Origin of the sequence: Streptomyces sp. NPDC097640 (assembly GCF_040302705.1) — a bacterium.
In the GTDB taxonomy this organism is placed as follows: Bacteria; Actinomycetota; Actinomycetes; order Streptomycetales; family Streptomycetaceae; genus Streptomyces.
Map to the genome: position 1 here is coordinate 299,642 of NZ_JBEOSB010000010.1, position 13,708 is coordinate 313,349.

At 71.8% G+C, this 13,708-nt stretch carries 13 protein-coding genes; 8 read left to right on the forward strand and 5 right to left on the reverse strand.

The features are described 5' to 3' along the window. Positions 1-111 precede the first annotated feature (111 nt). The 5 genes from ABTY62_RS18570 to ABTY62_RS18590 are packed head-to-tail and all read left to right on the forward strand — an operon-like array spanning position 112 to position 5,909. Complete coding sequence (locus ABTY62_RS18570; RefSeq protein WP_352130537.1) at positions 112-1,683, forward strand: ABC transporter ATP-binding protein; 1,572 nt, start codon at positions 112-114, stop codon at positions 1,681-1,683. Beyond that, positions 1,680-2,909 (forward strand): ABC transporter permease, encoded by a 1,230-nt coding sequence (locus ABTY62_RS18575; protein ID WP_352130485.1) that lies wholly within the window; start codon positions 1,680-1,682, stop codon positions 2,907-2,909. The genes ABTY62_RS18570 and ABTY62_RS18575 overlap by 4 nt, the downstream gene beginning before the upstream one ends. Beyond that, positions 2,906-4,165 (forward strand): ABC transporter permease, encoded by a 1,260-nt coding sequence (locus ABTY62_RS18580; RefSeq protein ID WP_352130486.1) that lies wholly within the window; start codon positions 2,906-2,908, stop codon positions 4,163-4,165. The genes ABTY62_RS18575 and ABTY62_RS18580 overlap by 4 nt, the downstream gene beginning before the upstream one ends. Continuing rightward, positions 4,165-4,584 (forward strand): cytidine deaminase, encoded by a 420-nt coding sequence (locus ABTY62_RS18585; RefSeq protein WP_352130487.1) that lies wholly within the window; start codon positions 4,165-4,167, stop codon positions 4,582-4,584. Before ABTY62_RS18580 ends, ABTY62_RS18585 begins: the two co-directional genes overlap by 1 nt. 44 nt (positions 4,585-4,628) lie before the next feature. Further along, positions 4,629-5,909, forward strand: a complete 1,281-nt coding sequence (locus ABTY62_RS18590; RefSeq protein WP_352130538.1) for a thymidine phosphorylase — start codon at positions 4,629-4,631, stop codon at positions 5,907-5,909. Between the two features lie 81 nt (positions 5,910-5,990). On the opposite strand, the gene ABTY62_RS18595 is transcribed toward ABTY62_RS18590, so the two are convergent. Continuing rightward, positions 5,991-7,352, reverse strand: coding sequence for an MFS transporter (locus ABTY62_RS18595; protein ID WP_352130488.1), 1,362 nt, complete (start codon positions 7,350-7,352; stop codon positions 5,991-5,993). A gap of 35 nt (positions 7,353-7,387) precedes the next feature. On the opposite strand from ABTY62_RS18595, the gene ABTY62_RS18600 reads away from it, so the two are divergent. After that, on the forward strand, positions 7,388-8,401 hold the full coding sequence (locus ABTY62_RS18600; RefSeq protein WP_311724220.1) for a LysR family transcriptional regulator: 1,014 nt from the start codon (positions 7,388-7,390) through the stop codon (positions 8,399-8,401). Between the two features lie 16 nt (positions 8,402-8,417). On the opposite strand, the gene ABTY62_RS18605 is transcribed toward ABTY62_RS18600, so the two are convergent. Then, positions 8,418-9,182, reverse strand: a complete 765-nt coding sequence (locus ABTY62_RS18605; RefSeq protein ID WP_352130489.1) for an alpha/beta hydrolase — start codon at positions 9,180-9,182, stop codon at positions 8,418-8,420. Between the two features lie 102 nt (positions 9,183-9,284). Here ABTY62_RS18605 and ABTY62_RS18610 point away from each other — a divergent pair, with 102 nt between their 5' ends. Beyond that, complete coding sequence (locus tag ABTY62_RS18610; RefSeq protein WP_352130490.1) at positions 9,285-10,451, forward strand: adenosine deaminase; 1,167 nt, start codon at positions 9,285-9,287, stop codon at positions 10,449-10,451. 125 nt (positions 10,452-10,576) lie between these two features. Continuing rightward, the gene (locus ABTY62_RS18615; RefSeq protein ID WP_352130491.1) at positions 10,577-10,876 is read left to right on the forward strand and encodes a hypothetical protein; all 300 of its coding nucleotides are present in this window, start codon (positions 10,577-10,579) and stop codon (positions 10,874-10,876) included. A gap of 74 nt (positions 10,877-10,950) precedes the next feature. Here the strand turns inward: ABTY62_RS18615 and ABTY62_RS18620 are convergent, their stop codons facing one another. The 3 genes from ABTY62_RS18620 to ABTY62_RS18630 all read right to left on the reverse strand — a co-directional run bounded on the left by ABTY62_RS18620 (position 10,951) and on the right by ABTY62_RS18630 (position 13,708). Then, positions 10,951-11,523: a VanZ family protein gene (locus ABTY62_RS18620; RefSeq protein ID WP_352130492.1), complete on the reverse strand. Its 573-nt coding sequence runs from the start codon at positions 11,521-11,523 to the stop codon at positions 10,951-10,953. 101 nt (positions 11,524-11,624) lie between these two features. Continuing rightward, positions 11,625-12,227, reverse strand: a complete 603-nt coding sequence (locus ABTY62_RS18625) for a hypothetical protein (RefSeq protein WP_352130493.1) — start codon at positions 12,225-12,227, stop codon at positions 11,625-11,627. Then, the gene (locus ABTY62_RS18630; RefSeq protein WP_352130539.1) at positions 12,224-13,708 is read right to left on the reverse strand and encodes an ATP-binding protein; all 1,485 of its coding nucleotides are present in this window, start codon (positions 13,706-13,708) and stop codon (positions 12,224-12,226) included. The genes ABTY62_RS18625 and ABTY62_RS18630 overlap by 4 nt, the downstream gene beginning before the upstream one ends.

The following is a 13,708-nucleotide window of genomic DNA, read 5'->3' on the forward strand; positions in this document are numbered from 1 at the left end:
GAGGGAGCTTTGGGCACACCACCTCAGGTCCCGCTCGCTGTGCGGCGGCCCGTCGCGGCCCCGTGATTCCACCAGGTACCGCCGAGACTCCTTCTTCGAGGAGAGTGCGCCATCAACGCGTCCAGCAGTCCGCCCGCCGTAGAACTCAGCGGGATCACCAAACGTTTCCCCGGCGTCGTCGCCAACCACGACATCCACATCGCCGTCCGCAAGGGCACCGTGCACGCGATCGTCGGTGAGAACGGCGCGGGCAAGTCCACCCTGATGAAGACCCTCTACGGCATGCACAAGCCGGACGAGGGGACCATCGCGGTCGATGGCGAAGAGGTCTCCTTCCACAGTCCCGCCGACGCCATCGCCCGCGGCCTGGGCATGGTGCACCAGCACTTCATGCTCGCCGACAACCTCACCGTCCTCGAGAACGTGGTGCTCGGCGCCGAGAAGCTGTACGGCATCGGCTCCAAGGCCCGTGCGAAGATCAAGGAGATCTCGGACGCGTACGCCCTCGGGGTGCGCCCCGACGTCCTCGTCGAGGACCTGGGCGTCGCCGACCGCCAGCGCGTGGAGATCCTGAAGGTCCTCTACCGGGGCGCGCGGACGCTGATCCTGGACGAGCCGACCGCCGTGCTGGTCCCGCAGGAGGTCGACGCGCTCTTCGACAACCTCCGCGAGCTCAAGGCCGAGGGACTCACCGTCATCTTCATCTCGCACAAGCTGGGCGAGGTGCTCTCCGTCGCGGACGACATCACCGTCATCCGGCGCGGCACCACGGTCGGGTCCGTCGTCCCCTCCGAGGTCACCGCCCGGCAGCTCGCCGAGCTGATGGTCGGCAGCGAACTGCCCTCGCCCGAGACGCGCGAGTCCACCGTCACCGACGTGCCGATGCTCCAGGTCGAAGGGGTGACCCTGACCGCGCAGGACGCCGAGCACGGCGCCCGCACCGTGCTGGACGACATCACCTTCACCATCCGCAAGGGCGAGGTGCTGGGCCTGGCCGGGGTCGAGGGCAACGGCCAGACCGAGCTGATCGAGGCCCTGGTCGGCATCCGCAGGACCGACAGCGGCACCATCCTCCTCGGCGACGAGGCCATCACCGACTGGCCCACCCGCCGCCGCCGCGAGGGCGGCGTCGGCTACATCCCCGAGGACCGGCACCGCCACGGCCTGCTGCTCGACGCGCCGCTGTGGGAGAACCGCATCCTCGGGCATGTCACCGAGCGCCCCAACAGCAAGGGCAAGGGCTTCTGGCTCGACCTCAAGGGCGCGCGGGCGGACACCGAGCGGATCGTGGCCGAGTACGACGTGCGCACCCCCGGCATCGAGGTCACCGCGGCCTCGCTGTCCGGCGGCAACCAGCAGAAGCTCATCGTGGGGCGGGAGATGAGCCACCGTCCGCGGCTGCTCATCGCCGCGCATCCCACCCGCGGCGTGGACGTCGGCGCGCAGGCGCAGATCTGGGACCAGATCCGCGAGGCGCGCCGGGAGGGCCTGGCCGTGCTGCTGATCTCCGCGGACCTGGACGAGCTGATCGGCCTGTCCGACACCCTGCGGGTCATCTACCGCGGCCGGCTGGTCGCGGACGCGGACCCGGCGACCATCACCCCCGAGGAGTTGGGCTCGGCCATGACCGGCGCGGCCACGGGCCATCTGGAGCACCCCGCCGAGGAGGGGGCGGCGCGATGACGAAGACCAACGACGAGAAGCCGACGAGCGGCGGCCCCGCCGAGTCGGCCGAGTCCGCCAAGCCCGCCGAGTCCGCCAAGTCCGGCGGTTCCGGCGGTTCCGCGGGCAAGAGGTTCAGCCGTGACCGGCTGCTGCTGGCCGCGGCCGGCCCGGTGCTGGCCCTGGTGGTGGCGGTGCTGCTGACCTCCGGGGTGCTGCTCATCTCGGGCAAGAGCCCGTTCGAGCCGTACCAGCTGATGCTGGACTACGCGTCCAACGCCGATATCCAGGTGCTCATCGTCAACCAGGCGAGCTCCTACTATCTGGCGGCCCTCGCGGTGGCGGTCGGCTTCCGGATGAATCTGTTCAACATCGGCGTGGACGGCCAGTACCGGCTCGCGGCGATGGCCGCGGCCCTGGTCGGCGCCAATGTCGATCTCCCCGGCCCGCTGAGCATCGCGCTGATCGTGATCGTCGCCATGCTGGTGGGCGCCTTCTGGGCGGGCATCGCGGGCATCCTCAAGACCACCCGCGGCGTGAGCGAGGTCGTCTCCACGATCATGCTCAACGCGATCGCCACCAGCCTGATCGCGTATCTCATCCTGCCCGACCAGTTCGGTGTGCAGCCCAAGGGCAGCAACAACCTCACCACCGGCGACCTGCCCGAGTCCTCCTGGTTCCCGGGCCTCCACGTCAGCGATGTGGCCGGTGACATCTACGGCTTCGTGTTCGTCGCGATCGGCTGCGGCGTGGCGTACTGGCTGGTGCTGGGCCGCACCCGCTTCGGCTTCGACCTGCGCGCCACCGGCGCCAGCGAGAGCGCGGCGGCCGCCAGCGGCGTCGACGCCAAGCGCATGGTGCTCACCAGCATGCTGATCTCCGGCGCGGTGGCGGGCCTGGCGGGCATGCCGGTGCTGCTCGGCGACTCGCACACGTACAGCCTGAACTTCCAGACCGGCATCGGCTTCACGGGCATCACCATCGCCCTCCTCGGCCGCAACAACCCGGTCGGGATCGCCTTCGGCGCGCTGCTCATCGCGTTCCTCGACAAGGCGTCCCAGACGCTGGACTACAACGGCTACGAGAAGGAGATCGCCACGATCATGCAGGGCCTGATCGTGATCTCCGTGGTCGTCTCCTACGAAACCGTTCGCCGGTACGGCCTGCGCCGCCAGCAGCGGAGGGTCGGCGAGGAACTCGCCGCCGCGGCCCGCACGACGACGACCCGTGAGGAGGTGCCGGCGTGAGCACCACCCTTGCGACGGACAAGCCGCAGCCGCAGTCGCGGAAGCCGGTGCGCCGGAAGCTGTCCCTGCCCGTGATCCTGCTGATCGTCGCGGGCGCCCTGCTCCTGACCTCGGCGGTCCGGATGATCACCGGCGCCGACGACATCACCTCGGTGGGCCAGGTCGCGGGCGCGCTGGAGCTGGCCATCCCGATCGGGCTGGCCGGGCTCGGCGGCCTGTGGGCCGAGCGGGCGGGCGTGGTCAACATCGGCCTCGAGGGCATGATGATCCTCGGCACCTGGCTGGGCGCCTGGGCCGGGTATCAGTGGGGGCCGTGGACCGGTGTGCTGTTCGGCATCATCGGCGGTGCGCTCGGCGGGCTGCTGCACGCCATCATCACCGTGACGTTCGGCGTCAACCACATCGTGTCCGGTGTGGCGATCAACATCCTCGCCGTCGGTGCCACCCGCTATCTCTCCAACTTCACCTTCCTGGAGAGCTCGGGGTCCGCCCGCAAGTCGCCGCCCATCGACCCGATCACCCAGATCACCGTGCCAGGGCTGTCGGACGCGATGAAGACCCTCAACGGCAAACACTGGTTCCTCGTCTCCGATGTCGCGGGGTTCATCGGCGGTGTGGTGACGGAGCTGTCGCTGCTGACCGTCGTGGCGCTGCTGCTGGTGCCGCTCACCTGGTGGGCGCTGTGGCGCACCTCGTTCGGCCTGCGGCTGCGGTCCTGCGGCGAGAACCCGGTGGCGGCGGAGTCCCTGGGCGTCAACGTCTACCGGTACAAGTACCTGGCCGTGATCATCTCCGGCGGGTTCGCCGGGCTCGGCGGTGTCTTCCTGGCGGAGGTGGCCTCCAACATCTACCAGGAGGGCCAGACCGGAAACCGCGGTTACATCGGCCTCGCCGCGATGATCTTCGGTAACTGGATGCCCGGCGGTCTCGCCATGGGCGCGGGCCTGTTCGGCTACACCGACAGCCTCAACCTGCGCTCCGGCGGCACCAATGTGCACGCGCTGCTGCTGCTCCTGGTGATCGTGCTGGTGCTGGTCGCCCTGTGTCAGCTGTACCGGAAGAAGTACCTGGTGGCGGCCATCGGCGCGGCGTCCTCGGCGGTGCTGCTGGTCTGGTATTCGCTGACCGATGAGGTGCCGAGCCAGTTTGTGACCGCGGCGCCGTACATCGCCACGCTGCTGGTGCTGGCGCTGTCCGCCCAGCGGCTGCGCGCACCCAAGGCGGTGGGGCTGCCCTACCACAAGGGAGGCGGATGATGACCACGGCGGCGACCCCGACCGCGAACACGCCGGTCGACTGGGAAGCGCTGCGCGCGCAGGCCCGGGGCGTCATGTCCCGGGCCTACGCCCCGTACTCCCGCTATCCCGTGGGCGCCGCCGCGCTCGTCGACGACGGCCGCACGGTGACCGGCTGCAATGTGGAGAACGCGGCGTACGGTGTCGCGCTCTGCGCCGAATGCGGCCTGATCTCCGCGCTGTTCGCCTCCGGCGGGGGCCGGCTGACCGCGTTCACCTGCTGTGACCACGCCGGCGCGGTGCTGATGCCCTGCGGCCGCTGCCGCCAGCTGCTGTGGGAACACGGCGGCCCGGAGCTCCAGGTGGACACCGCCTCGGGTATCCGCCCGCTCGCCGAGCTCCTTCCGGACGCGTTCGGTCGCAACGACCTGGAACGCTGAGCGAGCTCTCCCCGCTCTCCCCGATGAAAGGCCCGCACCTCACCATGGACGCCATCACCGTCATCCGCGCCAAACGCGACGGCGGCCGTCTCACCGACGACCGGATCGACTGGATCATCGACGCCTATACGCGCGGTGAGGTCGCCCACGAGCAGATGTCCGCGCTCGCGATGGCGATCTACCTCAACGGCATGGACCGCGCGGAGATCGCCCGCTGGACCGCCGCGATGATCGCGTCCGGCGAGCGTATGGACTTCTCGTCCCTTGCGCGCCCGACCGCCGACAAGCACTCCACCGGCGGCGTGGGCGACAAGATCACGCTGCCGCTGGCCCCGCTGGTGGCCGCCTGCGGCGCGGCCGTGCCGCAGCTGTCCGGGCGCGGCCTCGGCCACACCGGCGGTACGCTCGACAAGCTGGAGTCCATCCCCGGCTGGCGGGCGCAGCTCTCCAATGAGGAAATGCTGCGGGTGCTCGAAGACGTCGGCTCCGTCATCTGCGCGGCGGGCGAGGGGCTGGCCCCCGCGGACCGGAAGCTGTACGCGCTGCGCGATGTGACCGGGACGGTGGAGTCGATCCCGCTCATCGCGAGCAGCATCATGTCGAAGAAGATCGCCGAGGGCACCGGCTCGCTGGTGCTGGATGTGAAGGTCGGCTCCGGCGCCTTCATGAAGGACCTGGCCTCGGCGCGGGAGCTGGCCGCCACCATGGTGGGCCTGGGCACCGACCACGGGGTCCGTACGGTCGCCCTGCTCACCGGCATGGCCGCCCCGCTCGGCCGCACCGCGGGCAACGCGCTTGAGGTCCGCGAGTCCGTGGAGGTCCTGGCGGGCGGCGGCCCGGCCGATGTCGTCGAGCTCACCCTCGCCCTCGCCCGGGAGATGCTGGACGCGGCGGGCCTGCCGGACGCCGACCCGGCCAAGACGCTCGCGGACGGCTCCGCGATGGACCACTGGCGCCGCATGATCGCCGCGCAGGGCGGCGACCCGGACGCGCCGCTGCCTGTCGCCCGTGAACGGCATGTCGTGACGGCCGAGTCGACCGGCGTGCTGACCGGCCTGGACGCCTACGCGGTCGGCGTCGCCGCCTGGCGTCTTGGCGCGGGCCGGGCCCGCAAGGAGGACCCGGTGCAGGCCGGGGCGGGCGTGGAGATCCACGCCAAGCCGGGTGACGCGGTACGGGCGGGCGAGCCGCTGCTGACGCTGCACACGGACACGCCGGAGAAGTTCGACTACGCGCTCGAGGCGCTGGCGGGGGCGGTGGGCTACGCCCCGCCGGGTACGGAGTTCACGCCCGAGCCGATCGTCCTGGACCGCATCGCGCCGTAAGGACATGGGGATGGGCGAAGGGGCCGCTCCGCCGGGACAGTTGGCGGAGCGGCCCCTTCGGGCTCTGTGGTACTTCTGCGGTTACGCCTGCGCGGCCAGTCGGCGCAGGCCCTGCGTGGTCTCGTTGGACGAGGTGCGCTCGGGCTGCCGCGCCGAGCGCGCCACGATCTCCGCGCGCCGCTCGGCCAGCGCCTTGCGGGTCGCGTAGAGCGTGATGGCCGCCGCGCCGCCCACGGCCACCAGGCCGAGCACGACCGTGCCGGTCCAGCCGGACGCGTGGAAGGCGAGCGCACCGAGGGTGCCGCCCACGCTGCTGCCGATGTAGTACGTGGTCTGGTAGAGCGCCGAGGCCTGGGCGCGCCCGGTCTTGGCGGCCCGGCTGACCGAGGAGGAGGCCACGGCGTGGCCCGCGAAGAAGCCCGCGGTGATCAGCACCAGGCCCAGCAGCACCGCGGCGAGCGAGTCGCCGAGGCTCAGCAGCAGCCCGGCCGTCGTGGTGGTGACCGCCACGTACAGCGCGCCGCGCCGGCCCAGCCGGCCGACCAGCTTTCCGGCCGCCGCGGAGGAGGCCGTACCGACCAGGTAGATCAGGAAGATCGAGCCGACCAGGGACTGCGACAGGTTGAAGGGCTCGGCGACCAGGCGGTAGCCGATGACCGTGTAGACGCCGCCGAAGACGGTCATGAACAGCGCGCCGATCGCGTACAGCCTGCGCAGCAGCGGATCGGACAGATGCCCGCCGCAGGTGCGGGCCAGGGCGCGCGGGCTGACCGCGGCCGGGGTGAAGTGGCGCGCCTTGGGCAGCAGCAGCCGGAAGGCGATCGCGCAGACCAGCGACAGGACGCCGACCGTGGCCAGCGACACGCGCCAGCCCCAGCCGTCCGCGACCCAGCCGGTGAGCAGCCGCCCGGTCATACCGCCGAAGCTGTTGCCCGCCACGAACAGCCCGATGGCGCCGATGAGGGAGGAGGGGCGGACCTCCTCCGAGAGGTAGGCCATCGCGGAGGCGGGGATGCCGGCGATCGCGGCACCCTGGACGGCGCGCAGGGCGATCAGCCAGCCCAGGTCAGGGGCGAAGGGCACCGCGAGCCCGACCGCGACGGCGACGGCGAGCGAGCCGGTCATCATCGCGCGGCGGCCGAAGCGCTCGGACAGGGCGCTGAGCGGGAGCACCGCCAGGGCCAGCGCGAGGGTGGCGGCGGAGACGGTCCAGCTCGCCTGGTCCGGCTGGACATGGAGATCGGCGGAGATCGCGGGGAGCAGCGCCTGGGTGGAGAAGAGAAGGGCGAACGTCGCGAGACCGGCGGCGAAGAGAGCGAGCCTCATCCGGCCGAAGCCGGGGTCTCCGGGGCTCATTCGGTCCGGGTTCGCCTGAGCAGCGGTCGTGTTGGCGCAGGCGTCCATCGGGGTTCCGGTGGACGCCTCGGTATCAGCAGGAGACATGACTCGACCGTATGTGCCCCTCTTTGATGCGTCCAATGCACGGAATTGCCATAATCGATGCTGTGCCGCATCAGCCGAGGTCAGCGAGATCACTGTCACGCGCCAGCAACGAAAAAGACATTCCCGTGACAGCCGAGTTCGAGGCCGACTCCTGGGCCGCGTCCCTCACCCCCCGCCTCGTGCAGTTCGCGGCGGTGGCCCGGCACGAGCACGTCACCCGCGCCGCGCAGTGGCTCGGCGTGCCCCAGTCGACCCTCAGCCGGGCGATGGTCCGTCTCGAAGAGGACCTGGGCGTCGCGCTGTTCGCCCGCCGCGGCCGCACCGTCGCGCTCACCCCCGCCGGCCGTACGTTTCTGCGCGCCGTGGAGCGGGCGCTGGCCGAGGTCGAGCGCGCCGCCGAGTCCGTACGCGCCGACGCCGACCCGGCCTCCGGCAAGATCGCCTTCGGGTTTCTGCACACCCTCGGCCCGGAGACGGTACCCGGTCTGATCCGGGCCTTCCGGGTCGACCACCCGCGCGTGCGCTTCCAACTCGTCCAGAACTACGGCGAGGCGATGATCGAGCGGATGCGCACGGGCGACCTCGACCTCTGCCTCACCTCGCCCATCCCCGACGCCCCCGACCTGGTCGCGCGCCGCCTCGACGAGCAGCGGCTGCGCCTGGTGGTCCCCGACGACCACTGGCTCGCCGGCCGCAAGCGGGTCAGGCTCGCCGAGGCCGCCGCGGAGCTTTTCGTCACCCTCGAACCGGGCTACGGGCTGCGGCGCATCACCGACGCGCTGTGCGCCGAGGCGGGCTTCAAGCCGAAGATCGCCTTCGAGGGGGAGGAGGCCGAGACGCTGCGCGGCCTGGTGGCCGCGGGGTTCGGCGTGGCGCTGCTGCCGCCCCCGGCGGTGCCGCGCCCCGGCGTCGCGGAGCTGACGGTGACGGCCCCGCGGGCGGTCCGCGAGATCGGCGTCGCCTGGCTCGACGGCCACCCGGACACCGCCCCGGTCGCGGCCTTCAAACGCTTCCTGCTGAGCCGCCGCGGTCAGCTGCTGCCCAGGTGACGACGCGGGGTGCGGCTCAGCGCGGCAGCGAGGAGCCGAACCCCGCCGCCAGCGGCATGCGCAGCCCCAGCGGTGGCGGGGCCGCGAGCGCGTCCGCGACCGGGCGCGAGTAGCCGTGGGTGAACAGGGAGCCGAGCAGGAAGTCGGCGGTCAGCGCCTGCACTTCGGAGCGGTGGTGGTGCAGGCCGTGGCCGTCCGTGTGGACCTCGAAGCGGCACACGTCCCGGTTGGCCTTCTTGGCCCGCTCCGCGAGCCGGTACGACAGCTCGGGGTCGGTCCGCTGGTCGTTCGTGCCGTGGGCGATGAGCACCTGCCGCCCGACGAGCTGTTTCACCGGTTCGGGGTCGAGCCCGGACTCGGGTTCCGGCAGCCACGGGGCCAGCGCCACCACCGAGACGACGGCCTCGTGCCCGGCGGCCCGCAGCGCGGCGCGGGCGCCCAGGCCGTGGCCGACGAGGCACACCGGCACATCGCCGTAGCGCCGCACCACCTCGTCCACCGCCCACTCGGCGTCCGCGGCGGGATGGGCCGCCTCGCCGTTCCAGCCGCGATGGCGGTAGTGGACGACATGGGCGGTCAGCCCCTCGGCGCGGCCCGCCCGGACCAGCCGCCGGGCCAGGGGGAGCACCGACGCCACCGACAGCCGGGACGGCCGTCCGGTGCCGGTCTCCGGCCCGCCGGGGAGCAGCAACACCACACCGTGCACGGTCTTTTCGGCGGCGGCCGCGCCTCTCGGCCGCCCCAGCCGGGCGCCCCGCTCGGGCAACGCTTGCTGAGCCATGGCAGAACGATCGCAGAAGGAGCGGTGTACTCCACCACTCGTGCGGGTCACTGTTGCATATCTATCGAGGGCTGTCTACGCGCGTAGGTGTATGGTGCGCAGATGACGAGCGAGTACAACGACCGCCCCACCCCCGAGCAGATCCGCCGTGCCCCGAAGGTGTTGCTCCACGATCACCTGGACGGCGGGCTGCGCCCCGCCACCGTCGTCGAACTCGCCCGCGACGCGGGCTATGACGGGCTGCCGGAGACCGATCCGGACGGGCTGGGCCGCTGGTTCCGGGAGGCCGCCGACTCCGGTTCGCTCGAGCGCTACCTGGAGACCTTCGCGCACACCTGCGCCGTCATGCAGTCCCGCGACGCGCTGTTCCGGGTCGCCGCCGAGTGCGCCGAGGACCTGGCCGCGGACGGGGTCGTCTACGCCGAGGTGCGCTACGCCCCCGAGCAGCACCTGACCCGGGGGCTGACGCTGGAGCAGGTGGTCGAGGCGGTCAACGAGGGGTTCCGCGAGGGGGAGCGGCGGGCCGGGGAGAAGGGCCACCGGATCCGCGTCGGCGCCCTGCTCACCGCGATGCGCCACGCCGCCCGCGCGCTGGAGATCGCCGAACTCGCCAACGCCTACCGCGACCGCGGCGTCGTCGGCTTCGACATCGCGGGCGCCGAGGCGGGCTTCCCGCCCACCCGCCACCTCGACGCCTTCGAGTATCTGAAGCGGGAGAACAACCACTTCACGATCCACGCGGGCGAAGCCTTCGGGCTGCCCTCCATCTGGCAGGCGCTCCAGTGGTGCGGCGCCGACCGGCTCGGCCACGGCGTCCGCATCATCGACGACATCCAGGTCGCCGACGACGGGAGCGTGACCCTCGGCCGGCTCGCCTCGTACGTCCGGGACAAGCGCATCCCGCTGGAGCTGTGCCCGACCTCGAACCTCCAGACGGGCGCGGCCCGCTCGTACGCCGAGCACCCCATCGGGCTGCTGCGCCGGCTGCAATTCCGGGCGACCGTCAATACGGATAATCGTCTGATGGGCGGAACGAGCATGAGTGCGGAATTCGAGCACCTCGTTTCGACGTTCCACTACACGCTCGACGACATGCAATGGTTTACGGTCAATGCAATGAAATCCGCCTTCATTCCTTTTGGTGAACGTCTAGCGATGATCAATGACGTGATCAAGCCCGGATATGCCGAATTGAAGTCCGAGTGGCTGTTCCGTCAGATGGCCTCGGCATCACCACTGACCAGGGGGTCTGGCCTCGGCGGCAGGTAGTCGTACGGGCCGGGATAAACGGCCGGGAAGGCGGGCGGCGGAGGCTTTTCCGGGTTTGCGGGCAGCGGAAAACAATCGCTACGTTGCCGTACCGGTCAAGCCCCCGTCTCAAGGACAGATTTCTGATGAAGCAGGGAACCATCAAGACCCTCGGCGCCATTGCCCTCGGTGCGGTCGCCGTCATTGCCGGAGGCGGCACCGCGGCCGCGGCGGGCAACGCCCCGGTCGGCCCCGCGGCCCCCGGCGGGGCAGCCGGGCAGACGAAGGCGGTCGCCGGGCAGGCAGCGGCGTCGCCGGGACAGGCGCCGCACGCGGCCCCGCGGCCGGGCCAGCCCGGCCCCAACGGCAAGGGCCTGCTGGGCGGCCTCCCCCTCCAGAACGCCCTGAATGCCGGCGGTCTGACGGGCAGCCTGCTGGGCGGCTGACCCTCCCACTGTCGGGCCCTGGGGCCCGCACACCCGGACCGGGCGTGCGGGCCCCAGCGTGTGCGCAGGCACTGCTACGGGGCGATCCCGACGCCGGCGATGGTCGAGGCCACGGCCTGGACGCCCTCCTCGCGCTCCCCTTCCCGGCCCTGGCGCCGGGGGGGTGCGGCCTGCTTCCGGTCCGCCCGCCGGCGCAGCCACGCCCGTACCGGGGGGACCACCGCGAGATGCGCGAGCGCGACGCCCGCCGTGTTGAGCAGCACCGTGTCGACGTTCATGATCTGGCCGGTCAGCTCGCTGTGCACGAGCGCGATCGTCAGGGAGAGCATGGCGCCGGCGAAGACCGTCCGGACGAACGAGGCGAGCGGGTAGACCGTCACCCGGCCCCCCGCCAGCGGCAGCAGCACCCCCAGCGGCGCGAGCAGCAGCAGCGCGCCGCCGATGCTGCGGGTGGCCTCCCAGGGGCCGAGCGCCAGATCGGCGCGGATGGTGGCCAGCGGTTCCAGGGACACGGCGGTCACCCAGGGCGCGGTGAGCGGGCGCAGGGTCAGCCAGCCCACGTACGAGAGGTGTGCGACCAGAAGCACGAAGCCCGCGGCGCGGAAGCGGAAGGCGGCCCTGCGGCGGCCGGAACCATGACCCTGCACGCTTCTTAAGGACGCCTCTTGCGGGGGTCCCGGTTCCGCAGGAGGCGCGCTGGTGAGAAACGGGTTACCGGTGAGTCGGCCGAGAACCCGGACAGGCGGGATCAGGAGACGAGCACTCCGGAATTCACCGCGATCTCGGGGTGCCGGCGCATTTCCTCCGTGCACTCGTACCGCTTGAGCGGATCCCGTTCTGCGTCCGGGCCGCCGAGCACCACCCGGTGTGCGGAATCCGCCGCCGAGGTCTCCGCAAGGGTGCAGACGATCTGCGCGAGCGCGTAGGACTGGAGCTCCTCCGGCAGCCGGTTCAGCCGCAGCGCATTGTCCGGGTCGCCCTTGGCGGGGCCGGAGATCCGCACCCAGTCCTCCACCGCGGTGGAGAACCCCGCCCCCTCCTCGGCCGCCGACGGCGGCTCCCGTAACTGCTCCAGCAGCGCCTGGGCGATCTCCAGCGGCTTCGGTGGCGTCTTCTCGTCCGTGAGCTGTGTGGTGCGGCTCACCGAGAGGATCCGCGAGGTGCACAGCAGATAGATCCGCACGGAGACCCGGCCCTCCCCCTCGGCCGACCGCCCCGGCTCGGGCGCCTGGCACGACGCGCGCGACGGGGCGGGGCCCGCGTCCACCGGCACCGACGTACCACGGATGCCGCATCCCGCGGTCAGCAGCGCCACCGCCCCGAGCAGCGCGCCCGCCGCCCGCCGCCTCATCGCTTACCCCCCTCGTCCGGGCCGTCCTGGCCATCGGTGTTGTCCTGGCCACTGTCCTGGTCCGGCTCGTTGAGCCGTGACGCGTCCATGGGCAGGCGCAGCGTGAAGACGGCGCCGCCGTCGGGGAAGTTGTCCGCGGTGATCTCGCCGCCGTGGATATGGGCGTTCTCCAGCGCGATGGACAGGCCGAGGCCGCTGCCCTCCGACCGGGGCCGGGAGGCGCTGGCCTTGTAGAAGCGGTCGAAGACATGCGGCAGCACATCCTCGGGGATGCCCGGGCCGTGGTCCCGGACCTGGATCAGCAGCTCGTCGTCCACGGGCCGCACCGAGACCCGGACCGGCGAGCCGCCGTGCTTGAGCGCGTTTCCGATCAGGTTGGCGAGGATGACGTCCAGCCGCCGCGGGTCGAGCCGGGCCATGATGCCGCGCTCCGCGTCCAGCTCGACCGCGTCCAGCCAGGCGCGGGCGTCGATGCACGCCGTCACCTGGTCCGCGACATCGACATCGTCGAGGACCAGCCGGGCCGTGCCCGCGTCGAAGCGGGTCACCTCCATCAGGTTCTCCACCAGGTCGTTCAGCCGCCGCGTCTCGCTCACCACCAGCTGCACCGCCGGGGCGATCATCGGGTCGAGCGCGTCGGTCTCCTCTTCCAGCACCTCGGTCACCGCCGTGATCGCGGTGAGCGGGGTGCGCAGCTCGTGCGACATGTCCGCGACGAAGCGGCGGCTGGCCGCCTCCCGCGCGCTCAGCTCCTCCACCCGCTTCTCCAGCCGCTCCGCGGCCCGGTTGAACGTACGGGAGAGATTGGCGAGCTCATCGGTGCCGGAGACCTCGAGGCGGGTGTCCAGGTGCCCCTCGCCCAGCCGGTGCGCGGCCTCCCCGAGCCGCTGCACCGGCCGCAGCACCGTGGCCGCGGCGGCCTGCGCGAGCAGCGCGGAGCCGATCAGCGCCAGGGCGGTGGCGATGCCCAGGGACCAGGCCAGGGAGTTGAGGTCCTGGCGCTCGGTCTCCAGGGACTTGAGCATGTAGCCGGTCGGCCCGCCGCCGTTCACCCGCGCGCCGGCGACCAGATACGGGGTGCCCTTCACCGTGATCCGCTGCCAGTAGAGGTGGTACGGGGAGGTATTGGAGCCCGCGACGACGCGTTTCCTGTCCACCGCGCTCCGCAGCGCCTCCGGCACCGTCTTCACGGTGAACAGTTCGTCCGCGGAGGCCGCGGGGCACGGGCCGCCGCCCTCGGTCGGGGCGACCAGCACCACCTCGTACTTCTGGGTGTTGTCCGCCATCCGAGCCGCCGCGTCCTGCAATTCGGGACAGGTCGGCACGGAGGGCAGCGGGTCGGTGGCCTCCTTCAGCGACTTGCGGAAGTCGTCGAGCGCGGCGTCCTGGGTGCGCGTGAGCACCGCGTCGCGGTTCAGCCAGTACGCGATCGCCGACGCGGACACCGCGGCCGCCAGCGCCACCAGACCGAACACCAGCAT